Here is a 23858-nt window from a genome sequence, read left to right as displayed (position 1 = left end):
GCTTTTTCTTGCGTAAACTGTTATTCATAAAATAAGTCTTATTGGTGTAAACTTATTTTAGGACGGGACAGGAACATAAAAAAAGGCTCAGTTATTACTGAGCCTTTTTGGTTAATAAAAACCGGTATGTTTATTCAAATGTACTTGTCACATTTATAGCAACTTCACTCCAAGTTTTAGATACACCATCAGCACCTTTGTGTAAATCTTTACAAGCAGTATTTAAAGAATCTACTGCATTTTGTGCATTCCATTTGTTAACATCCATAGTAGTATTCATCGTAAATACTTTGTTAGATATTGTGTAATTAAAAGGTAGCTTTTGTGTTACTTCGTTCATGGTAAACTCAGCAACTCCAGTAGAATCAGTTGCTATTTGTAGTTTACCTTTAAGTGTAAAGGTGTTTTTCATTACATGAAAAAAGAACTTTTGAATTTTAAAGTTTCTACTTTCGTCTTCAGTTTCTATACTACTAACAGGAATAGAAAACTCCGTTCCATTTATAGCCTCTTTTACACTGTTACCTTCTCCGCCATTAATGATTTCTATTTTTTCAAACTTACCTTTAACAGGAACTTTTTCAGTGGTTTTATAAGCTGTAAAATTGATTGCGTTATTGGCTTTTTGTAATGAAAATGGAGCAGTAGAAGTTACTTTCTCCTCCGTTTGAACTTCTTTCTCACTTTTACTGGCTTCAGATTTACAGGCTACTGCAATTAACGTTAATGCGAAAATGCTAAATATTAGTTTAAATGTTTTCATTTGATTATTTTATTATTGAATTTACTAACTCTATATATTCTTCTTTGGCTTGATTTTCATCCATTCCTCTTAATTGAATCCAAGCATTAAACTTAAATGCACTTTTGATGTCATCTTCAGCATCATTTACAGAGAAACGATCTCCTTTTGTGGCTTGTTTGTAATAAGCATACAAACGAAGTAACACATCTGGAGGTAAATCTTTGTTAATTTTAGAGACTTTGTTAAAAGCTTCTTTAAATTTTGTATCTAAATCGGTGGTCATATGTTACATAAAATAATGCACATACAAATATACAAAAGGTGCAAGGAAGAACAAGCTATCTAAACGATCTAATAAGCCTCCGTGACCTGGCATTATTGTTCCGCTATCTTTAATATTTGCTTGTCTTTTAAATTTACTTTCTACTAAATCTCCTAAAGTTCCAAATACAGAAACAATTATAGCTATAATCATCCAATCAAGAACAGAGAATAGGTTTCCGAAGTAACCTATTAAACCTCCAATAATAATGGAGGCTATTAATCCACCTATAAAACCTTCTATAGTTTTTTTGGGAGAAATTCTTTCAAAAAGTTTTCTTTTTCCAAAGTTTTTTCCAACTATGTAAGCAAAGCTATCATTAGACCAAATTAAAACAATAATATATATGATTAAATAAGGGTTGTATGTTTTACTAACAAATGGTAAAAGCATTAAAAAGAAAAATGGTAATACAATATACTCTATTTGAATGGTAAGCCTAGTTAGGCTTTTATGTTCTGTAAATTTTTTAGAAAATAGATCATAAATTAATCTAGCACTGCAAAAAAAAGTTATAGCTAATAATATCCATGTTTTATTTAATAAAGGCGTTGTAGTATATGTGTAAAAAGCCAATAACAATAAAAAAAGATACGGAAAAATAGATTTGTATTTTACAATTTTAGAAAACTCCCAAATACAAATGCCACCAAAAATGGTGATTAATGCAATATAAGTTTCAGGTGCAAAAAGAATGGCAAAAAGAAATATGCCTGCATACACTAAGGCTGATATACTTCTTGTTATAAAGTTTTCCATTATTATAAATCTTCAAAGAGTAGCAAATATAGATTTTTTGAATTACTACTACCGTAGTCTAAAAAACTATCTTCACCTTTTTTTATTGTATAATTTCTTACCGCACTTATGTTTGTGGGGATATTACCGCTAAAATGAGTTTTGATAGCAGTTAATGCTTCACCATTATTTTTTACTAACTGACTAGTAGTGGCATAAACAATAAAGTCTTCTGCTAATGAAGCGAGTTTTTGGCTACCTAATTGATTTGATGAGAACAAAATATCACCATTATTAGCAATTAAATGCTCACAAGTTGTAAAAAAAGGAATGGTATGATTATTAAGGTTTGAATTTATATTGATATTTAAATTCCCTGCTATTTTTAGCAAATCTATATCCGTACAACTAATTTCACTCCAATTATTTTCTAAAGCGATGTTTTTTAAATTATTTTCAACTTCAGAAATTTTAGTACAATATAAAAACTTACCTCCTTTGTTTATAAAGTTATGTACAAAGGAATCATCAAGAGATAAATGCACGGGTTGTGCATTTATCTCTTTGTTTAATTGTGATTCTGTATAATTTTTAAATAACTTTTTAAAGAAATTCATTAAGATAAAGGGGCTAAAAATCTAAAACTATGCTTCTGAATTTTTTTCTTCAACAATACTAGCATCTATAGTTTCTTCTTTTTCAAAAGGTCTTTTTCCAAAAATTTCAACTAAGTCGTCTTTAAAAATAACCTCTTTTTCTAAAAGCTTATCGGCTAAAACCGTTAGTTTGTCTTTGTTTTCATCTAAAATTTGAATAGCTCTTTGGTATTGACCTTCAATGATTTTAGAGATTTCTTTATCAATTTTTTTAGCGGTTTCTTCACTGTATGGCTTAACAAAAGAATCGTTACCTGAAGAATCGTAATAGGTAACATTACCAACTTCATCATTTAAACCATATACTGTAACCATAGCACGTGCTTGTTTCGTTACTTTTTCTAAATCGCTTAAAGCTCCTGTTGAAATTTTATCAAACATTAGTTTTTCTGCTGCTCTACCACCCATGGTTGCACACATTTCGTCTAACATTTGTTCTGTTTGAACTATTTTTCTCTCCTCAGGTAAATACCAAGCCGCACCTAAAGATTGTCCACGAGGTACGATAGTTACTTTAACTAAAGGAGCTGCATGCTCTAGCATCCAACTAACTGTTGCGTGACCAGCTTCATGAAAAGCAATTACTTTCTTTTCTTTTGGAGTGATTACTTTATTTTTCTTTTCTAAACCACCTACAATTCTATCAACAGCATCTAAAAAGTCTTGATGGTGAATTGCCGTTTTATCAGTACGCGCAGCAATTAAGGCAGCTTCATTACATAAGTTAGCAATGTCTGCACCAGAAAAACCAGGTGTTTGTTGCGCTAAAAAGTCTAAATTAACATCGTCTGCTAATTTTAAAGACTTAATATGTACTTCAAATATTTCTTTACGTTCGTGTAAGTCTGGTAAATCAACATAAATTTGTCTGTCAAAACGACCAGCACGCATTAAAGCTTTGTCTAATATTTCTGCACGGTTAGTAGCTGCTAAAACTATTACGTTAGTGTCTGTACCAAAACCATCCATTTCAGTCAGTAATTGGTTTAAGGTGTTTTCTCTTTCATCATTGGCACCTGTCATACTGTTTTTACCACGAGCTCTACCAATAGCATCAATTTCATCAATAAATATTATGGATGGAGATTTTTGTTGCGCTTGCTTAAATAGATCTCTTACACGTGAAGCACCAACACCTACAAACATTTCTACAAAATCAGAACCAGATAAAGAGAAAAAAGGAACTCCAGCCTCACCAGCAACAGCTTTAGCTAATAAAGTTTTACCAGTACCAGGAGGTCCAACTAACAAGGCTCCTTTTGGTATTTTACCTCCTAACTTAGTGTATTTGTCAGGATTTTTCAAGAAGTCTACAATTTCTTGCACTTCTTCTTTAGCTCCTTCTAAACCAGCAACATTTTTAAAGGTAGTTTTAACTTTGGTATTTTCGTCAAATAATTTGGCTTTAGATTTTCCAATGTTAAAAATTTGACCTCCGCCACCAGCACCAGCACCGCCACCAGACATTCTTCTCATGAAAAATAACCAAACAGCAATTAATAAGATAAATGGTAAAAAGTTGATTACTGTATCCATTAAACTGGTACGTTCAACATTAACCTTATCAAAATCTAGGTTGTTTTGTTGCTTTAAGTCTTTAATTTCGTTTTCAAAGTTTTGTAAGTCACCAAAATTATAAGAATACAAAGGAGATCCCTTTCTGTAAAAAGGGGAATCTACTAATTCTTTATATGATTCTTTGCTTAAAGCATCTTCTTTTAAAAAGATTTGAGCTACTGATTTGTTTTCAACAACAATTTTTTTAATGTCGTTTTCTTTTAAAATCTTGGTAAACTCGTTTTTGGTAATACTTCTTGATGCTAAATCTCCAGAATTGAATACTTGCAACACAATAAAAAATAAAATTATTGGTATGTATATCCAATAGGAATTAAAGGAGAATTTAGAGTTGTTTTTTTTCTTATCGCTCATAAAATTTTGTCGAATTAATTAAGGGTTAAGCAGGGTTTATTTCGGTAATTTTAGCGTCACCCCAAAGGCTTTCAATGTCGTAAAACTCTCGTACATTTTTTTGAAAAATATGTACAACAACATTCACATAATCCATAAGCACCCATTCTGCATTACCTAAACCTTCTACATGCCATGGCTTATCTTTTAGTTCTTTACTTACTATCTTTTGTACTGCGCCAGATATGGCGTTTACTTGTGTGTTAGAGTTTCCTGAACAAATTACAAAGTAATCACATACGGTGTTATCAATTTCTCTTAGATCAAGTAACTGAATATCTTCACCTTTTACATCGTCAATTCCTTGGATAATTGCTGCAATTAAGTCGTCTGTACTAGCTTGTTTTTTTGTCATTCAAAAAATTTAAATTTTAGCAAAGTTATTACTTTTTTGTGAGTAATTTACGTAATATTGAAATGAGTTCAAAACAATATTACCTTATGAAAATAATCAAACTTAATGCCATTGATTCTACTAATTCTTTTTTAAAAAAAATGACGTTGGAAAACTCCGTATCTAATTTTACGGTTGTTATTACTGAAAGTCAAGAAAAGGGAAGAGGTCAAATGAATGCTAAGTGGGTTTCAGAAGCAGGTAAAAACCTAACTTTTAGTGTTTTTTTTGAGGTAAAAAATGTATTGGTTTCTAATCATAAATATTTAAATTTTGCTGTTAGTTTAAGTGTTTTTAATGTGTTAAAAAAGTACAACCTGCCAAATTTGTTTATTAAATGGCCTAACGACATTATGGCAGCAAATAAAAAAGTTTGTGGAATTTTAATTGAAAACTCTTTAAAAGGTATGCATATTAATACTTCAGTAGTAGGAATTGGTTTAAACGTTAATCAAATAGATTTTCCAGTAGATTTACCTCAGGCAAGTTCTTTAAAAATGTTGACAGGAGATAACTTTAATTTAGATAATCTTTTACATGAAATAATTGATGCTTTAAAAGTTAATGTAGATCTATTAAACAATCAAAGCTATAATGTTTTAGAAGATGCTTATTTAAAAGTTTTGTACAAAAAAAACGTTCCGAGTATGTTTAAAACAGCTCAAAACGTTTTATTTTTAGGTAAAATTATAGGAGTTGGAAATACTGGTAAACTCCAAATAGCTTTAGAGGACGAAACGATTCAAGAATTTGACATTAAAGAAGTTTCGTTTGCTTAAGCAATTATAATTTTTCTATATTTTCAGTTAAAGTTTCAATAAATTTAGTTAATGGTTTTTTAACCATCATTGCCATCATTGGATTAAAGCTACTTTCAAATTTTAATTGAACATTACTTTCGTTGTCAGAAACTTCATTAATATCTGCGGCTAGTGTGAAAGGTAATTTACTGCTTGCAGCGCCTAAAGTTACATTGCTGTATTCAGTTTTTTCTTTCATTACAAGTCTAATTTCAGGCATACCTTTTAGTCCGAAGATAAAAGACTCACCATCAACCTCAAACTTCTCTGTGTTTTCTGGCATTAATTGTTCGAAGTTGCTAAGGTTTGTTAAAAATTCAAAGATTTCTTTAGATGATTTTTTAACGTTTACAGAATTTCCTTCTATATTCATTTTGTTTGTGTATTTGGTGTTTGTTAGTATAGGGTCAAAAACTTTGCCATTATTGTTTCCACTGGCTTGGGTTAGCTCTCCAACTTTCTAAAGTAGCTAACTCTTCATTATTAATGTAATTACTATCTAAAGCTTGCTCTAATAGTATTTCGTAGTTACTTAATGTAGTTAATTCTACATTGCTGTTTTTAAAGTTTTCAGTGGCTTGATCAAATCCATACGAAAAAATAGCAATCATACCTTTAACGGTTGCATTTGCTTCTTTTAAAGCGGTAACTGCGTTTAAACTACTTTTTCCAGTACTAATTAAATCTTCAATTACTACCACATTTTGCCCACTCTCTAAGTGACCTTCAATCTGGTTTTTTCTTCCGTGTTTTTTTGGTTCTGGTCTAACATAAACAAAAGGTACTCCCAATTGTTGTGCTACCAAAACTCCAATAGCAATAGCTCCAGTTGCAACACCCGCAATTACATCAGGTTTACCATGTTTATCTTCAACAAGTTTAGCAATTTCTTCTTTTAGAAAATTACGAACGGGCGGATAAGATAACGTAATTCTGTTATCACAATATATTGGAGATTTCCATCCAGAAGCCCAAGTAAAAGGAGAATTCGGATTTAATTTTATCGCTTTAATCTGTAACAGAAGTTCAGCTGTTTTTTTTGCCGTATCTTTGTGTAAATTCATACCGCAAATGTATAAAGTTTTTGTGAATGATAAGCCAATAATTATCACATCTTCATCTAAAAATGATGAGAATTTTCCTGTTTACATTTTTAAGAATATAAATGTAAATGAAATTCTTGTTCGTTTAAAATCAGATGATTTAGATGGAGTGTATCTTTTTACAGATAATTTAGAGCACGACTGGCAAGTTTTCCGTAGTTATTTTAAAGTAGTTACTGCAGGAGGAGGGCTGGTATTAAATTCACAGAATGATTTTCTTTTCATTTACAGAGGGAATAAATGGGATTTACCCAAAGGAAGAATTGAAAAAGGAGAAAGTATTGAAGAAACTGCAATTAGAGAAGTTGAAGAAGAATGTGGAGTTACCAATTTAAAGTTACAACAGTTTTTATTAAAAACATATCATGTATTTTATTATAATGATGAAGCTCGTTTGAAAGAAACTTTTTGGTACTTGATGAAAACTAATTATACAGGTAAGTTAACTCCTCAAACAGAAGAAGGAATAACAGATGTTGTTTTTAAAACATCCGAAGAAGTTACTCAAGCCTTTCAAAACACTTATGCTAACATTCAATTGGTATATCAGACATATTTAGCCTTGTAAATATTCTTTTTCTGACACTCTGTCATTTTTAAATAACCTTTTTATGTTATAAACTGTCAAAAAATAGGTTTAAACCTGTTGGCACACACTTTGACTAATGTTAAAACGTAAAATTGAATTAAAATTTAAATAGACAATATAGTTATGAGTAAAATTATAGGAATTGATTTAGGTACTACCAACTCATGTGTTTCTGTAATGGAAGGAAACGAGCCAGTAGTAATCCCTAACTCAGAAGGAAAAAGAACTACACCATCGGTTGTTGCATTTGTTGAAGGAGGAGAGCGTAAAGTAGGTGATCCAGCAAAAAGACAAGCAGTAACAAACCCTACAAAAACAGTTTATTCTATTAAACGTTTTATGGGGAACAAATATTCTGAATCTCAAAAAGAAGCAGGAAGAGTTCCTTATGAAGTAGTTAAAGGAGATAATGATACACCACGTGTAAAAATTGATGATAGAATGTACACACCGCAAGAAATTTCTGCTATGGTGTTACAAAAAATGAAGAAAACTGCTGAAGATTACTTAGGGCAAGATGTTGCAGAAGCTGTAATTACAGTACCTGCATACTTTAATGATGCTCAACGTCAGGCGACTAAAGAAGCAGGAGAAATTGCAGGTTTAAACGTTCGTCGTATTATCAACGAGCCAACTGCTGCAGCTTTAGCTTATGGTTTAGACAAAGCAGATTCTGACAAGAAAATTGTAGTTTTTGACTTTGGTGGAGGTACACATGATGTTTCTATCTTGGAATTAGGAGATGGAGTATTTGAAGTATTAGCTACAGACGGTGATACTCACTTAGGTGGTGATGATGTTGATGAAAAAATCATTAACTGGTTAGCAGATGAGTTTAATGCAGAAGAAAACATGGATTTACGTAAAGATCCTATGGCATTACAACGTTTAAAAGAAGCTGCAGAAAAGGCTAAAATTGAATTATCTAGTACAACATCTACAGAAATTAACTTACCATACATCACAGCTACAGCTAGCGGACCAAAACACTTAGTTCGTACATTAAGTAGAGCAAAGTTTGAGCAGTTAATAGATGATTTAGTAAAAAGAACTATTGAGCCTTGTAGAACAGCTTTAAAAAATGCTGATTTATCTATCTCTGATATCGATGAAATTATCTTAGTAGGAGGATCAACTCGTATCCCTGCAATTCAAGAGGCGGTTGAAAAATTCTTCGGTAAAGCACCAAGTAAAGGTGTAAACCCAGACGAGGTAGTTTCTTTAGGAGCAGCAATTCAAGGAGGAGTATTAACAGGAGATGTTAAAGATGTATTATTATTAGATGTAACTCCGTTATCATTAGGTATTGAAACGATGGGTAACGTATTTACTAAGTTAATAGATGCAAATACAACTATTCCAACTAAGAAATCTCAAGTATTCTCTACAGCAGTAGATAATCAGCCATCGGTAGATATTCACGTATTACAAGGTGAAAGAGCTATGGCAGCAGATAACAAAACAATTGGTCGTTTCCAATTAACAGATATTCCACCAGCGCCAAGAGGAGTTCCTCAAATTGAAGTAACTTTTGATATTGATGCAAATGGTATTATTAATGTATCTGCAGCAGATAAAGCAACTGGAAAAACACAAAACATTAGAATTGAAGCTTCTTCTGGTTTAACAGATGAAGAAATTCAAAAAATGAAAGCTGATGCTGAAGCAAATGCTGAGGCTGATGCAAAAGCAAAGGAAACTGCAGATAAAATTAACAGTGCCGATGCTATGATTTTCCAAACTGAAAAGCAATTAAAAGAATTTGGTGATAAATTATCAGCTGATAAAAAAGAACCAATCGAAACTGCTTTAGAAGAGTTAAAGAAAGCTCATGAGAGTAAAGATTTAGCTCAGATTGATGCTGCTATGGAAAAAATAAATGAAGCATGGAAAGTAGCTTCAGAAGAAATGTATGCAGCACAACAACAAGCTGGCGCTAATGGTGCACAACCAGGACCAGATGCTGGCGCTTCTTCTGCTGAAGCAGGAAGTGACAATGTTGAGGATGTAGACTTTGAAGAAGTGAAGTAAATATATCGTAGATAAATTAGATAAACGCAATCATTAATTTGATTGCGTTTTCTTTTTTAATTTAGAGATAAATGAAATTATACGATAAAACCAATTTTTTAAATACATCTATTGTGAATTTGAATGTCAGCGTTCAGATATTTTAAATAGAAATCCGTTCATTTTACCAGCAAGCTCGAGAGTTCTTATGTATATACTGAAGAAGGAGTATAACGATATTCCAATGATATAGGAAGCGTAGCTGATTGCATATGGAAATTGAATGGAATAAATAGTTATAAAAATCAAAATCATTAGTTAGGGTATGCAAAATTGTCAGATTTTTATTCCCAACATCATATGAAAAATTATTTTATTTAGTAGTTGATTTCGAAAAATAGGAAGTTGAAGTAAGTCTATTATGTGCTGAAAACTCAAATATCGTATTCAGTTTAGCAAGTGTCTTAAAAAAGAAAAAAGAGGTTCAATTCGTATTTAAACATACAAAACGGATGTAATTTTATGAAGAAGATCAATAAGTATTGATAAAGAAAATAATAACTGAATTGATAAGTTCTAACGCTGCATTACTGAAAACAAAATTAAGGTTAGGGTTTAGAGGTATTTTGAAAGTAATGAGGGATAATTCATCATATTAATTGATATATTTATCGCAAATTTTAAATAAAATATACTAATGAAAAAGATTTTCTCTTTATTAATAATAGCATCTTTTTTGGGTTGTAGCGAAAAAAATAATGATATTTTTATAACCAATAAACTGGAAGATAGGTTGTTAGTTTTTCAAAGAAATACAGATTCTAATACCTCAGATTTTTATACTAAGGTTTACGAGGCAGATGCAGCAACAGGAAAAATTCTAAATGAATTAGGAGGTTATCCAAGAATTCAAGCGAGAACGTATTATGATCTTGTATATTATAATGATGAAATACTAACTAAGCGTAGTACGGGAGAATTGATTAGGTTTAATTTAGATAGTAATACACAAACAATTACTGATTTTAATCAAGATGTTTATAATTTAATGGTTTTAGACGGAAGGTTGTTTGGAACAAAATATAATACAAGTTCAATTGATTTGGTAGAAATAGATGAATTAGGAAATGTAATTTCAGTTATAGATACCTATGAAGAATTGCCAGATAGTCCTTCGAATAATAGAACTGGAATGTACAGAATTACTTTTTCACCAGAAGAAAATTTATTAATAGTATCGAGAAGATTATCTTTTTTAAGTGATGCTATTGATAAGTTATATCTATATAATGTAAAAACAGGAAGTAAAAAAGAAGTCGATATTAATAATTATCAATCTATAATATCTGGAAATAGCGGAAGAATTTACGCTTTAAAAACCGTAGATACCCCGAATTCTCTTTATTCTAAATTAATTGAATTTAATAAAGAGACGGGTGAAGAGTTGAGAGATGTATATATTTTTGATGATTATTTATCTGATAGTGATGAGTTAGTTTTTTTTTCTAGTCTTAATCAAATATTAGTGATAAGAGGATATGAATCAATGGAGAAGGTTGATGTTAACTCAGGAAAACTTATTACAACACCCATTGATTATGACTATAGTTTTCTAGGTGGCTTACGTATGACGAGATAAAATATTTTTTAATAAATAAAATTTAAACCACCTGTTTAAGGTGGTTTTTTATTTTTGTGTTATGCAATTTTATCAAAAAGAGATTCAGCTTCCTGCTTTTTCAAGAGGATATCATTTAGTTACAGATTTGTTGCTGGAAGAAATACCACAACTTAGTAATATTAAAATAGGTCAATTACACCTGTTTATTAAGCATACTTCAGCAAGTTTAACAATAAATGAAAATGCTGATCCAACTGTTCGGATAGATTTTGAAACACATATTAATAAAATGATTCCTGAAAATATGCCCTATTATAAACATGATTATGAAGGAGCAGATGATATGCCAGCACATATTAAAAGTTCGATGCTAGGTTGTCAAGTTACAATTCCTGTAACTAACGGTCAGTTAAATTTAGGGGTTTGGCAAGGTGTATATTTGGGTGAACATAGAAATTATGGAGGGAAAAGAAGCGTGGTGCTAACACTATTTGGGGTGTAATATAAAAAACCAAGAATAATGCTATTCTTGGTTTTATTTTTATAAAATTAAATAAACTAAATTTGCCGCTAATATTATTTTACAAATAGTTAGTAAAACATGATCTCTTCTTCTTATAAATAGCAATGCTAATAAAGCCAAACAAGGTATTATAAGCCCTGAAAATATTCTTAGAGAATAAGTTTCCTTTATGTCGTTTACCTTGTAGCTATTTACTTCATTAAATAATAAAGAAGTATAATAGGTAATATTATCTCCTTGCTCCACGCCAATGGCAAACTTTTTTGAAACATAAAAAGCAGTGCTATTGGTGGAAATTTGATAGCTGTTATGACTATTTTTTGCAGCATTATAATACCTTTCTTTTGTTATTTTTATATTGGTGATTTTCTCTTCATGTTTAGTGTCATATGAAAAGAAGTCAAGTAAAATAACTAGGGCGACAACGGTAAAAAGACGATCTATATTTGATAAACGAAACCTTTTCATGCTGTGTTTATTGTAAACCTTTAAGTAGCGCTTCTTTTATACCTTCTAAATTTTCAGAGAATGTCATCATTTGATTAAGTATTTGTGCCATTTCGTTTTTATTACCTAAACCTTTTAACTTATTATTTTTTAAGAAAATTTCTTTAATGTTTTTCCATCGCGTTTGTTCTTCCTCAGAAAGTTGATTGATCAGTTCTTTATATTTTAATAAATTTCCTTCTGCTGCTGAGGTTAAGGTTTGAGATTCACTTTCATAGTGAGATAATAACAACTGTTGAAGTTCATTATCATTCATAATAGGAACCACTTTAGCAACTAGTTTATTCATATCTCTGTAAGAACCTTGTAATTTAAAAGAAGGTTCTGTACGATAATCATCTTCCATGGCAGCTGATTGAATGTATGTTTGATTTACTTTTAAAACAGTATCTCTGATGGTGATTACTTTTTCTAAAACTGCTGTATAGTCTTGAATCTCTTGTTTGGTGTGATTTCCTTTTAATTCAACATCTATAGTGTTGTTTTCAACCTTGTCTATTAAAGCATAAACATCATCAAAATACTTACTGCTTAATTGATGAAGAACAGGATTTGAAGTCATTGAGTTTTCTATTAAACTTAATTTAAATAGATGTGCTGTATCTCCAATAATATCACCAAGGTTGTAAATATCTGCACGGTTTGCTAACATATCAGGAATTTGAAAACGATTTCCACTTTCTGTATATGGGTTTCCTGCCATGATTACACAGAATTTTTTACCTCGTAAATCATAGGTTTTTGGTTTTCCTTTAAAAACACCTTCAATTTTACGAGTTCCGTCAGATAAAGAAATGAATTTTTGCAAAAACTCTGGGTTACAGTGTTGAATATCATCTAGGTATAACATCACATTATCCCCCATTTCTAAAGCAAGATTTAGCTTTTTTAGTTCTTCTCTAGAGGCAGAGTTGTTTGCGGCCATCGGATCTACTGAGGTAACATCATGACCAATTGCAGGTCCATTAATTTTCATAAAAACCAACCCTAATCTATTGGAAATATATTCCATCAAAGTTGTTTTACCATAACCAGGTGGAGAAATTAATAATAACATTCCCATTCTATCGGTTCTTTTATTATCTCCAACAGTTCCTAATTGTTTAGCTAAATTATCTCCAATTAACGGAAAATACACTTGGTCAATTAGTTTGTTTCTTACAAAAGATGATAATACTCTAGGTTTAAATTCTTCTAGCTTTAGTTCTTCTTTTAACTCTTCTGTAACCTTTTGTTTAGCTTCTTTATATTTATTAAAATTAGGAACTTCTGTGTTGGTAAAGTTTTCTAATAGAGAAACAAAAGAATGATAATGAAATTCAAAATTATTATCAATAATGCTGTTATGTGAACCTTTTAATCCGTTGATTGTAACATGCGGTTGAACCGATTTTACATTGGTATTTGCAGCATGTTCAAAAAGTAATAAACAAACAACCTCATCAGTATATACTTGTAAGTGTTTCTCTTGTTTTGATAAAAAGGAAGAAACCCATTGGTTTGCTAATAAAATTTTATCAGTATACGTATCTACTTTATCAATTCCACTTTTAAATTTTAAAATAGCATCTTGCTTTTTTAATGTTTTTTCAAATGATTCTTTTAGGTTTATAGCATCAATACTTACTTGAAAAGTATTGTTTTGCTGAAGTTCTGCATATAAATAATATGCAATTTTTGACGCATCATCGGTATGAAAAAGAAATGATTGAGTTGCGAAATTTGTTATCGCTTCTGTTAAATTTTTTATAATGAATGAAAAACTATCACTATCAGGAAATACTTTTAAAACCTCACCAGACGATTTTATTTTAACGTTTAGGTTTTCCTGTGTTTCTACATCTAAAGAATTCCAAAAATATTGTGCATACGCTCTTATAGTAGGTGAGTAGGTGAGTAGTCCAAGCTCTTGATGTTTGTGTACTAAAGTATATAGGAATTGTGCAGCATCTTCATCGTGTACACCTTTTACATAACCCTCAGCATATAAGTTGCCTGCTATACCTTTGACAAGTTCTAAAAGTTCAGTTTCATTTAGATTAATTAGTTCTTTTAATGGTTTGTTTTTAAATATTTTATAAGCTAAATAAGCGGCTCTGTACACATCATTGTTTTCAGAAACCAATTCTTGATCCCAATATTTTTTAGACTCTAGTAATGTTTTGTTCTCTATAGTATCATAAAAATCAGTACCAGTTAAGTGATAATATAAAGCGTTGTTTTTATAAACAATAGTAAGATCTAAAACTTGTTTATTTACCCCAAATTTATGTTTACCAAGTTTAATGATGTTTTCACCGTCTTCGTATAAGTCTTGCTTATCTTTTAACTTTCTTAAAGCGTCTTCTTTGGTAACTTTTAACTGTGTTGCAATAGCTTCTGCCTTTCCGGCATCATCAAGCTCTTTTAACTGATTTATAATGTCACGAACTTTATTAATCATTAAGTCAGCGGCAAAATAACCGTTAATATCTTCTATGCTATCAAAAGTTTGCGCTTTTTTAGCAACCCCTTTTAAAATACGTTCAGAAGCTGATTGAAGGGCAACTGCTTTTTTATTACGCTTTTCAATTAAGTTGTTTTTTCGAGCATCAAAAGCGCTGTGAATTTCTTCGCGTTTTTCTATAATTTGCCCAATAAATTCTTCAAAATCAGCAAATTTACCTTCTAGTTCTTCAAGTTGAATAGCTGTTTTTGTTAGGAATTCATCGCACTTTTCTGGCGTTGTAGCCATATCTATATAATTGATAATACTTTGATCTATCAATTTTAATTGTGCTAAAAAATCTGCTTTTGCTTCAGAGCTACCAAGGTTTTTAATGCTATTTTTTATACCCGCTTTTAACTGGTTTAAAGTTGCAAAAATCAAAGAGATATTATCAATGATTTTAGTTGATTGCGAAGTGTCTTCAATTTCAAGATTAGAAACAATTTCAATTAACATTTCTAAATCACTTGTGATTTGATTTACTTCTTTTTCTAAAGCTTTGGCTTCAATTACCTTTTTTATAGTTGGTAATTGTTCTTGTTTTTCGGCTACTCTTTTGTGATAGGGTGCAAGCGCTTTATCGTTCAATAAAAACTGAACGCAACGTTTAGAAATAAGTGTATTTTGTTCTGCAACTTGCTCTTCTAACGCTTTTAGATGTTCTGCTTGTATGTACCTTACATCGTGTAGGCTAATTACCTCGCCACGTAAGGTTCTTAATTGACTTAATAAACCAACGAAATCATCAATAGATTTAAAAGAAGTACTTTTTATTTTACCAAAAAGAGCATCGGATTTAGCATTTATTTCTTTGGTAGCTTTGTTTGCTTGTTTTTTTAACTGAACAACTTTTTCAAACTCATCAATAGCGGCATTGGCAGCTTCGTTAATTTCTTGAATTGGTATATTTAGCTGTAAAGTGTCTTCTTCTGGCAACCAATAATAGGTGTCGTTTATATCTTTAGATATTTTTGCAATATCATTATATAATCCCGTGTAATTATCTTCTTTGTTTAATAAGTTAATAAGCTCATGACATTCAGCCATGGCTCTAACAATATCTTTGTTACCAATTTTATATAAAAGAGTGTCTGTATGTTGTGATGGCATAAAACTCCCTTTTAAATACGGGGTTTGCCATATTTGTACTACATGATGTTTTGTTTGTTCATTTTCTGTTTTAAAATAACATAATTCACCATTTTCAAGCAATGTAAAACCGTTACATATAATAGGTGTTTTTACTTCTTGTTCTATAATGTTATAAGACATTAAAATGTATAAACCTCTAATTGTAGCGTAAAAAATATACAAAAAGTCCTCACCGTTTGGAGAGCTAATTTTTTTCTGAAATTTAACCTCTTTTACATCGCTTTCAAATATTTTGTATTCACCAGTTTGAAGGTAATATCCATTTGGGAAAATAATTCCGTGTCCGTCTGGTAATTGTACGGCAGTATCTTTAATACTGTCTATTTTTTGAACTTCTTGTAATTTGTGATTGTATACAAAGTAACGTGGATCTTCCTGAAAAGGTTTAATTTCTAAGGTGATTAAATTACCTAAATCACCAAATCGATACTGTCCGTCATCTAATGTTTGATCTACATGTTCAACAGGTTCTGATAAAATACCTTTGCCGTCTTCTGTATTATCTTCAATTTTAATGGTTAAATCACCACCAATGGTTTCAACAAATATTTTATCAAGAATAGAAATATGCGAATGCGTTCCGTAACGATGCATGTCGCGTGTTACTTCTTGCCACTTAAATTCATGTTGATTAGGAAATCTATACTCATGTTCACTTCTGTTATCAACATATTGAAGTTCATTTTCTTTAATTAACCATTTAAATGTTTTTATGTCACTAGTATTTTCACTTAGTTGAAAAACCATGTGTAAATAGTTGTCAATAACGGCAAATTTAGAAAATATGGTATTTCTGTAATACTTATAAAGATTGGTGAAATCTGTTAAAAAAACAGGATCTTCTAATAATTCTAAAGATTGTAGGTGAAAGTGGTTTTCTTTGAATTGGTAAATGCTAAACACGTCAGATAGTTTAATATCTGTACGAAGTCCAAAATGTACATTATAACCAAATATTGAAGTATTACCTAAAGAAACAATATCTCTGGCAATACAATTGTTTTCTGTATTTATTCTATCATTAGCAATAAGTTTGGTTTCGATGTTTCCAAACACATGCTTTCTGGCGTCGTTTAGTTTGTGTAATCTATCTTGTAGATCTTTTTTATGTTTTTGTAGTCTACCTTGAATGATTTCATACGTTCCTCCGTCTAATTGTTGAGAGTTTTGGTTTTCTTCCATATGTATTTTTAAATCAAGATGGTTAGGTGTAAGCCAAATTTTTGGTTCGGCTTTTTTTTACTAAGAAAAAAAAAGAGTCTAGTTTTTATTTGCTAGACTCTTGTGTGTCTTTTTAAGAAAGTTTCTTATCAGATAAACCTAAACCTTTAGCTAAATTAAATAAGTTGCTAAACATGTTTTCGTCATCTGTGCTGGTTGCTTTGCTTTTTAAATCTAATAATAAGTTAGCAACCGTTAAGTTTTTAATATCTTCTGATGAGATACCGTATTTAGCAGCAAAGTCTTTTATTTTATCTAGCAAGTTTCCTTTAACATCATCGCTGCCTAAAATAGCATCTTTTACATCTTGAATATTGTCACTGTGTTGAACCAATCTGTCAAATCCTTTAGCTTTGGTAATTTGACCTATAATTTGATCAAAGAACATAGTTTCACCACCAACAATATCAATATTAGCAGCTCTTAATGCATCACCAATAACTTGAGCTTGTGCATCGGCAATATCTTTTTGAATTTGGATTTGAGCTAAGTCTACTTGTAATTCTTTTTCTAAACGTAGTTTGAATTCTTCGTGCTCTTTACCAACTCCGTCTAACTTCTTCATTGCTTCAGCTTTTTCTTCAATACCAGCAGCATCTGCAATTGCTTTTTCTTTAATAACTTGTGCTTCAGCTAAACCTTCTTCTTTTAAAGCTTCTGCTTTAGCTAAAATACCAGCAGCTTCTGCTTTGGCTTTCTTTTCAATAATTGTAGCTTCCACTAATCCTTGACGCTCGTTAGCATCTGCTTTTGCATGCATTACTTGTGCTTCAGACATACCAATGGTAGCTTCTTCTTTAGCAGTTGCTTCAGCTAATGTTTTACGTGCTTCTGCTTCTTTTAAACTAGCTTCTTTTTTAGCTTGTGCTTCAATATTTATTTCTTCAGCCTTTTGTTTAGCAGCTTCTTTTTCTGCTTCTGCTTCTTTAATTGTTCTAATTAAAGCTTCTTCTGCATTGGCTTCTGCGATGGTAATTTTTACTTGCTTTTCACGATCTGCAGTTTTGAAAGCTTGAATATCTCTCATATTCTCTTGCTCTTCAACCACGCCTTTTTCTAACATTACGCGGTCTCTAATTACATCTTGAATATTTTTCTTTTCAACCTCTACAACTTTATCTTTTTCAATTTGTGCTAAGGTTACAATTCTTTCGCGTTCTGTAGCTTCTAACATTCTGTCTTTTTCTACACGCTCTATTTCTACAGCTTCTGTACGCAGCTTGTTCTTTTCTGCAACTATAACTTGACGTTGTTTGTTTTCTTCGGCTATTTGTACTTTTTCTTCTGTTGCAATTCTTGCGCTTTCTGATTTTAAACGTTCTTCTTCAGCAACTTTTAAGGTTTCTGCTTCTTCACGCGCTTTTATATTTGCAATTTCACGTTTTTGTTGTTCTTCCTTCTCCGCTAATTGCTTATCTAATTCTAAAATAGCTTCACGTGCTTCAACATCTTGTTTACGAATTACTTTTTCTTCATCTCTTTTAATTAAATTAGATTTAATGTTTTGAGCTGCTGTTAATTCTGTAATTTTCTTAATACCTTCAGCATCTAAGATGTTATCAGCTTTTAAATAGGTTACAGGAGTTTGTTCTAAATAATCAATAGCACAATCTTCAAGAGTGTATCCGTTTAAGTCTCTACCAATTTCGCTTATAATTTCATCTCTAAATTCACTACGAGATTCATATAATTGAACGAAATCGAATTTTTTACCAACAGTTTTTAAAGCTTCAGAGAATTTTGCTTCAAATAATTCTTCTAAAGTTTCAATGTATGATGCACGAGCACACCCAATAGTTTGTGCCACTTCAATAATAGCTTCTTTAGACTTGTTTACACGCACAAAAAATGCAACTTTAATATCTGCACGCATGTTGTCTTTACAAATTAATCCGTCAGACTCTAAACGTTGAACTTCTATTTTCTTTACAGAAATATCCATTATCTCAACTCTGTGAAGCACTGGAATTACATACATTCCTTTATCAAAAGCAACAGCAGTACCTCCAAAACCTGTTTTAATTAATGCTTGTCCTTGAGGGATTTTTTTATAAAACGCAGCTATAATAATAAATAAAAAGACGATTAAGCCGAGAAATCCGAAGATGAATGTCCATGCTATACTCGAGATATTGATTTCAGAAAAAATTAGTAAACTTGTTTTCATAGTAGATTTTTAGTTATATGATTTGATGAAATAAAATTTTTTGTCTTTAGACTGTTTAATGATTAGTATTTCGGTGTCTCTATTAATTTGTTCACCGTTTAAAGATTTTGCATAAATATTTATAGGATCACTCTCTACAAATAGTTTAACGCTGCCTAGTTTGTTGCCTGATATGTTTGATAGTAAGGTTCCTTTTCTACCTATTAAATCGAGAGCACTTTCTCCTTTTCTATTTAATTGTTTAAAAAACGCTTTAAAAGGAGTCGTGAATATTTTGTTTATGAATAATGCAGGTATCATAGCGATAAAGAAAATGATTAAGCCAAATGTATTTTCGTAACTATGGGTGTAAAATGTTGCAGTTATGGTAATTATCCACCAGAAAAATATCCATGAGGTAAGTGTAAATAGGAATGGTAATTCAGAAAAATTAAAATAAATTAGCACTATTTGCCACCATTTTAAAGCGCGTTTTTGCTTACCAACTATGGTTTTATCTTTTAATTCCATGTTGGCTAGATCTTCAATATCTACACCTGTAGCGTCATAAGAAGCGTCAGCATCAAAATCTAGGTCAAAGTCAAAATCTAATCCAAAAAGCATGGTTACAACTCTGTATACTGTTAACGCAATTAATAAAACAGTAAGTGGTGAGTTTACTTCAGAAAATACTAAGTCGTATAAAGTCATGGTTAGTTGATTAAGTTAGATTTTTACTAATAGTATAGGTTAGGTAATTGATAGCTATTTTTTATGCTGAAAAATAAAAACATTTTTTTATTCTTTATTGAATCCTAATTGTTTTTTTAATTCGGCTAAATTATCAGTAGCTTTTTGTTCAGCGGTGTCTGTAACTTCGTTTAATTTTTTATCAATATCCTGCCCTTTGTCATTCAGGTCTTTGTATGCCTGTGCAAGTGCTTCTTCTTGTTGTACTTTTTCTTTCATTCTTTCTAACATAGCAACCGTATCAGAGCCATCTAGTTCTGCCATTTGTTTGTTAAGGTTTTTGGTGGCTTTAGAAACTTTAACACGAGCTTTTAGAGTACGTAATTCATTTTCCCACTTTTTAATAGTGTTTTTAATTTCTTGAACATTTGCTTCTAAGCGTGATACAGATTCATCTAAGTTTTTAGATTCGCTTTGCGTAGCTTCAATTTGTTTGTGCACTTCTTCCTTTTTTATTAAAGCTTTTTTCGCTAATTCATCAGCTTCAGCACTATCTAATTCACCATTGTTAGCTTTTTTTAGCACTAACATTGCTTTTTGTTGATAATCTTCTGCTTTAGAAGTAAATTCTTCAATGTCGTTTTTGGCTCTAATAGCCAGTGCTTTTACTTGCGCTAAAGATTCTACAGATTTTTCTAAATCTATTTTTAAATCTCTAATACCTTGTTCTGTTAATTCGATAGGATCTTCCATGCCTTCTATTGCGGCATTGGCTTTGGCTTGTCCTATTTTAAAAAGTCGTTTAAAAAAGTTCATAGTTAATATTTTGAAAATTGTATAATTTGTTCTGAATACTCACTTAATAATAAACTTAAAGAGTTTAAACTTCCTTCTAGTTCATTAATATCTAAGTTTTCTAACTGAAGAGTATCTCTAAAAATTACTCTTTCACCTGTTTCGTCAAGCACAAAAGCGCCATGAATAATGTCTCTGTTTTTTTGAAGTAATGATTTAAACATTGCTTCATTTGGATTGGTTGCTTTGAATATAAATTGTTCTATAATAACAATTGGATTTGCCACACCAATAATTAAATTTTTAATTCCGAAATTTTCTTTTTCAATAACAAAAATCCCATCCGATTCAATTTCTTTAGTAATTGTAAAATTGAGTTCTAATAAATAGTTTTTGACTTTGTTAAAATGAATGTTCATTAGCAATTAGTTTAGTTAGTTTAGGGTAATAAATGTTCTAAAACAATCATAGCAAGTTGTAAAGTTAGTAGAATCATAATAAAATAGTTAATGGTTAATACACTTTTTTCTAGAAAAATTAGCAATTTTTAATTTTATTAGCTAATATTGTTAGTGTAAATATACGCATTTTTTTATAATTTGCAAATAAAATTAGCAAAACATGTCTTTTTTCGGTAGAAATATAAAAAAAATAAGAGGGGTAAAAGGATTGAGTCAAAAGGCTTTTGCAGAGGTTTTTGATTTAAAACGTGCTACTTTAGGTGCTTATGAAGAGGGAAGAAGTGAACCTAAGATTGAAACTATTATAAAAATTGCTAATTATTTTAGCATAACTATAGATAGTTTGCTAACGGCAGATTTAACAGTTAATGAATTATTGCAATTTAAAGAGGAATTAATTTTAGAGCCAGCTCAAAAAATTAAGCAACATATAGCACATATTCCTTATGTACATGAAGAAGCTTTTGAGAATTATATTCATCATTATACCAAAGACAAGTTTATTGCAGATTTACCCGAAATTCAATTACCGTTAGATTCGGTTTCTAAATTAAGAGCATTTGCTGTAGTTAATTTAGAAATGACAGATTTTGATAAAGGTTTCTATCCAAAAGATATTGTAATTGCCGAATACGTGTCTCTTGCTGATGTTAATAAATTAGATGGTGAGATTGTAATAGCTGTTTTTGAAGATAGATTGCTATTAAGAAGATTGTTTATAACAGAAGATTCTTTGCTTTTTAAAGCGGCTCATAAAAACATTGAAGATATCACTTATGAAAAAGGTTCTGTTAAGGAGCTTTGGTTAGCAAAATACTCTTTTATTAAGCGCTTACCCGAAATTGGTAATGATGTAGCTGATAAATTGATGTTTTTAGAAAAAGAATTACTTAAAATTAAAAGGAATATTTAATTCTTAAAATCTCTATTAACACCTAAACTAAAGCCAAATCGGTTTTCATTTTCACTTCCTAACCTGTGAATAGCAACTTTTCCAAGTCCTATTTTACCAAATTCTGAATGTGTGATTTCTTCATCATTTAAAAAAAGCTTTCCTGTAAATTGTTTTTTAGTGTTATACTCACTTTTATCTTTCTTACTCTGATAAATGTTTATAGATAAAATATTATTTTCTTCAGTAAATCCACAAAAAATACCTTGTAAATCCCATATAGCATAATTGTTAGATTTATTTAAAAAGCGAGAAGGCTTTCCAAAAACATCTATTAATTGTGCATAACTAGTAGGAAATGATACTTCATTATCATTGATAAAAATAGCATTAGTATCACACTTAATAACTAATTCTTGTACTTTCTTTCTCTTAAAAAAACTAAACATAAAGGTAATTTAGGTATTACAATTGCATTTTTTGGCAAAGCTATAAAAAAAAGGATAAAGTTTTTGGCTAAATTTGCGTTTCTAAAATGGAAATAGATTAACCGTTTCCGAATCAAAAGCATACAAATAATGAATATACCCCAAACCTGTTTTCCTAGAGTAGTAATTATAGGTGGTGGCTTTGCTGGTTTAGCTGCAGCAAGAGGATTAGAAGAACAAGAATTACAAGTTGTTTTAATAGATAAACACAATTACCATACATTTCAACCTTTATTATATCAGGTAGCCACAGGTGGTTTAGAGCCAGATTCTATTGCTTTTCCGTTGCGTAAAAGATTCAATGATGTTGAAAATTTTTATTTCAGGTTGGCAGAAGTTACCAATATAGATGCAGACCAAAAAGAGGTACAAACTACTATTGGAAATTTAGCGTATGATTACTTAATTATTGCTACAGGTTCTACCACTAATTTCTTTGGAAATACTAATGTGCAAAAGTATGCTATGGAAATGAAGTCGGTACCACAGTCTTTAAATATCAGAAGTTTAATACTCGAGAATTTTGAAGAAGCACTTTTAACTTCAAATTTAGAAGATAGAAAAAAGCTTATGAATTTTGTAATTGTAGGCGGTGGACCCACAGGTGTTGAATTGGCTGGTGCTTTGGCGGAAATGAAAAAGGAAATTTTACCCAAAGATTATCCAGATTTAGATATCCGTTTGATGAAGATTAATTTAATTCAGAGTTCAGGAGAGTTATTGAAGGGCATGAGTTCTAAAGCTTCTGAAAAAGCTGAAGATTTTCTAATAAAACTAGGAGTAGATGTATGGAAAAACCTACGTGTTTTAGATTATAATGGAGATGTGGTAAGTACTAATGGAGAAGATCATTTTAGAGCCTCTACAGTTATTTGGGCGGCAGGTGTTAAAGGAGAAGCTATTAAGGGATTACCCGAAACATGTTTAATTGAACGCCCAGCTCGTTACAAGGTAGATGCGTTTAATAAAGTAGTAGGTTTACCAAATATTTTTGCTATTGGCGATGTAGCTTGTATGCAATCTGAATCTTATCCATACGGTCATCCAATGATGGCGCAACCTGCAATTCAGCAAGGAAAATTAGCCGCCAAAAATATTTTATCAGAATTAAAAGGTAAAGCATTAAAGCCTTTTGTTTATAATGATAAGGGAGCTATGGCAACTATTGGAAGAAATAAAGCTGTTGTAGATTTGCCAAAGTGGAAATTTCAAGGAGTGTTTGCCTGGTTTGTATGGATGTTTGTCCATCTATTTTCTTTAATTGGCTTTAGAAATAAGGCAGTAGTTTTTTTAAATTGGATGTATAATTATATTCGTTTTGACAGAGAAACTAGGTTGATTATTAGACCTTTTAAAAATAAAAATGAATATTCATTTCAAGAAAAATAATGGGAAATACCTCTTATATAAAATGTCCGAATTGTGGAGTATTTAATACAAATGTAGACTATTGTACCAACTGCGGAGAACTTATTTCTGAGTCGTCCTAAAATAGGTTGACAGTTTTAAAAAATATATTTAAACCAGAGAAGCTAGCTTCTCTGGT

The 23858-nt window shown here is 30.8% G+C and carries 22 protein-coding genes; 7 read left to right on the top strand and 15 right to left on the bottom strand.

From position 1 onward, the window contains the following. Positions 1 to 130: 130 nt before the first annotated feature. Genes ACFQ1U_RS03760 through rsfS form a run of 6 tightly spaced genes read right to left on the bottom strand, consistent with a single transcriptional unit; the run spans position 131 to position 4787 of the window. Positions 131 to 763 (bottom strand): YceI family protein, encoded by a 633-nt coding sequence (locus ACFQ1U_RS03760; protein ID WP_386105471.1) that lies wholly within the window; start codon positions 761 to 763, stop codon positions 131 to 133. A gap of 4 nt (positions 764 to 767) precedes the next feature. Further along, positions 768 to 1028, bottom strand: coding sequence for an acyl-CoA-binding protein (locus ACFQ1U_RS03755; protein WP_386105469.1), 261 nt, complete (start codon positions 1026 to 1028; stop codon positions 768 to 770). A 3-nt stretch (positions 1029 to 1031) separates the two neighbouring features. Then, on the bottom strand, positions 1032 to 1826 hold the full coding sequence (locus ACFQ1U_RS03750; RefSeq protein WP_386105467.1) for a phosphatidate cytidylyltransferase: 795 nt from the start codon (positions 1824 to 1826) through the stop codon (positions 1032 to 1034). 2 nt (positions 1827 to 1828) lie between these two features. Then, positions 1829 to 2422, bottom strand: coding sequence for a hypothetical protein (locus ACFQ1U_RS03745; RefSeq protein WP_386105465.1), 594 nt, complete (start codon positions 2420 to 2422; stop codon positions 1829 to 1831). Positions 2423 to 2449: 27 nt separating this feature from the next. Beyond that, positions 2450 to 4393, bottom strand: coding sequence for an ATP-dependent zinc metalloprotease FtsH (ftsH, locus tag ACFQ1U_RS03740; RefSeq protein ID WP_386105463.1), 1944 nt, complete (start codon positions 4391 to 4393; stop codon positions 2450 to 2452). Between the two features lie 25 nt (positions 4394 to 4418). After that, entirely contained in the window at positions 4419 to 4787 is a 369-nt protein-coding gene (gene rsfS / locus ACFQ1U_RS03735; RefSeq protein WP_386105461.1) for a ribosome silencing factor, read from the bottom strand. An 86-nt stretch (positions 4788 to 4873) separates the two neighbouring features. Between rsfS and ACFQ1U_RS03730 the strand changes: the two genes are divergently transcribed. Then, a complete protein-coding gene (locus ACFQ1U_RS03730; protein WP_386105459.1) occupies positions 4874 to 5605 on the top strand; it encodes a biotin--[acetyl-CoA-carboxylase] ligase in 732 nt (243 codons plus the stop codon). A 4-nt stretch (positions 5606 to 5609) separates the two neighbouring features. Here ACFQ1U_RS03730 and ACFQ1U_RS03725 read toward each other — a convergent pair whose 3' ends face one another. Both ACFQ1U_RS03725 and pyrE read right to left on the bottom strand, forming a co-directional pair. Continuing rightward, positions 5610 to 5999, bottom strand: a complete 390-nt coding sequence (locus tag ACFQ1U_RS03725) for an SRPBCC family protein (protein ID WP_386105457.1) — start codon at positions 5997 to 5999, stop codon at positions 5610 to 5612. 49 nt (positions 6000 to 6048) lie between these two features. Next, on the bottom strand, positions 6049 to 6690 hold the full coding sequence (gene pyrE, locus ACFQ1U_RS03720) for an orotate phosphoribosyltransferase (RefSeq protein WP_386105455.1): 642 nt from the start codon (positions 6688 to 6690) through the stop codon (positions 6049 to 6051). Positions 6691 to 6697: 7 nt separating this feature from the next. On the opposite strand from pyrE, the gene ACFQ1U_RS03715 reads away from it, so the two are divergent. The 4 genes from ACFQ1U_RS03715 (at position 6698) to ACFQ1U_RS03700 (ending at position 11451) form a co-directional block, all read left to right on the top strand. Next, complete coding sequence (locus tag ACFQ1U_RS03715) at positions 6698 to 7297, top strand: NUDIX hydrolase (protein WP_386105453.1); 600 nt, start codon at positions 6698 to 6700, stop codon at positions 7295 to 7297. Between the two features lie 144 nt (positions 7298 to 7441). Beyond that, a complete protein-coding gene (gene dnaK / locus ACFQ1U_RS03710; RefSeq protein WP_386105451.1) occupies positions 7442 to 9349 on the top strand; it encodes a molecular chaperone DnaK in 1908 nt (635 codons plus the stop codon). Between the two features lie 676 nt (positions 9350 to 10025). Further along, a complete protein-coding gene (locus ACFQ1U_RS03705) occupies positions 10026 to 10967 on the top strand; it encodes a hypothetical protein (RefSeq protein WP_386105449.1) in 942 nt (313 codons plus the stop codon). 61 nt (positions 10968 to 11028) lie between these two features. Next, on the top strand, positions 11029 to 11451 hold the full coding sequence (locus ACFQ1U_RS03700; RefSeq protein WP_386105447.1) for a secondary thiamine-phosphate synthase enzyme YjbQ: 423 nt from the start codon (positions 11029 to 11031) through the stop codon (positions 11449 to 11451). A gap of 39 nt (positions 11452 to 11490) precedes the next feature. Here the strand turns inward: ACFQ1U_RS03700 and ACFQ1U_RS03695 are convergent, their stop codons facing one another. From ACFQ1U_RS03695 to ACFQ1U_RS03670, 6 genes are all read right to left on the bottom strand, one after another. Continuing rightward, positions 11491 to 11940, bottom strand: a complete 450-nt coding sequence (locus ACFQ1U_RS03695; protein WP_386105445.1) for a hypothetical protein — start codon at positions 11938 to 11940, stop codon at positions 11491 to 11493. 7 nt (positions 11941 to 11947) lie between these two features. Continuing rightward, positions 11948 to 16801, bottom strand: coding sequence for a DNA repair ATPase (locus ACFQ1U_RS03690; protein WP_386105443.1), 4854 nt, complete (start codon positions 16799 to 16801; stop codon positions 11948 to 11950). Between the two features lie 112 nt (positions 16802 to 16913). Beyond that, positions 16914 to 19007: a flotillin family protein gene (locus ACFQ1U_RS03685; RefSeq protein ID WP_386105441.1), complete on the bottom strand. Its 2094-nt coding sequence runs from the start codon at positions 19005 to 19007 to the stop codon at positions 16914 to 16916. Positions 19008 to 19016: 9 nt separating this feature from the next. Then, the gene (locus ACFQ1U_RS03680; RefSeq protein ID WP_386105440.1) at positions 19017 to 19697 is read right to left on the bottom strand and encodes a hypothetical protein; all 681 of its coding nucleotides are present in this window, start codon (positions 19695 to 19697) and stop codon (positions 19017 to 19019) included. Between the two features lie 87 nt (positions 19698 to 19784). Further along, entirely contained in the window at positions 19785 to 20492 is a 708-nt protein-coding gene (locus ACFQ1U_RS03675; RefSeq protein WP_386105438.1) for a PspA/IM30 family protein, read from the bottom strand. 2 nt (positions 20493 to 20494) lie between these two features. Then, the gene (locus tag ACFQ1U_RS03670; protein WP_386105436.1) at positions 20495 to 20890 is read right to left on the bottom strand and encodes a molecular chaperone Tir; all 396 of its coding nucleotides are present in this window, start codon (positions 20888 to 20890) and stop codon (positions 20495 to 20497) included. 202 nt (positions 20891 to 21092) lie between these two features. Between ACFQ1U_RS03670 and ACFQ1U_RS03665 the strand changes: the two genes are divergently transcribed. Then, positions 21093 to 21845: a helix-turn-helix domain-containing protein gene (locus tag ACFQ1U_RS03665; RefSeq protein ID WP_386105434.1), complete on the top strand. Its 753-nt coding sequence runs from the start codon at positions 21093 to 21095 to the stop codon at positions 21843 to 21845. Here ACFQ1U_RS03665 and ACFQ1U_RS03660 read toward each other — a convergent pair. Continuing rightward, positions 21842 to 22273: a DUF7738 domain-containing protein gene (locus ACFQ1U_RS03660; RefSeq protein WP_386105432.1), complete on the bottom strand. Its 432-nt coding sequence runs from the start codon at positions 22271 to 22273 to the stop codon at positions 21842 to 21844. The two genes, ACFQ1U_RS03665 and ACFQ1U_RS03660, sit on opposite strands and share 4 nt — an antisense overlap. Before the next feature lie 129 nt (positions 22274 to 22402). Between ACFQ1U_RS03660 and ACFQ1U_RS03655 the strand changes: the two genes are divergently transcribed. After that, positions 22403 to 23701, top strand: coding sequence for an NAD(P)/FAD-dependent oxidoreductase (locus ACFQ1U_RS03655; RefSeq protein ID WP_386105430.1), 1299 nt, complete (start codon positions 22403 to 22405; stop codon positions 23699 to 23701). Positions 23702 to 23858 lie beyond the last annotated feature (157 nt).

Source organism: Tenacibaculum geojense (genome assembly GCF_042676005.1).
GTDB classification, from domain to species: domain Bacteria; phylum Bacteroidota; class Bacteroidia; order Flavobacteriales; family Flavobacteriaceae; genus Polaribacter; species Polaribacter geojense.
Note: the sequence above shows the minus strand (reverse complement) of the source record. Positions and strands in the feature narration are given on the sequence as shown.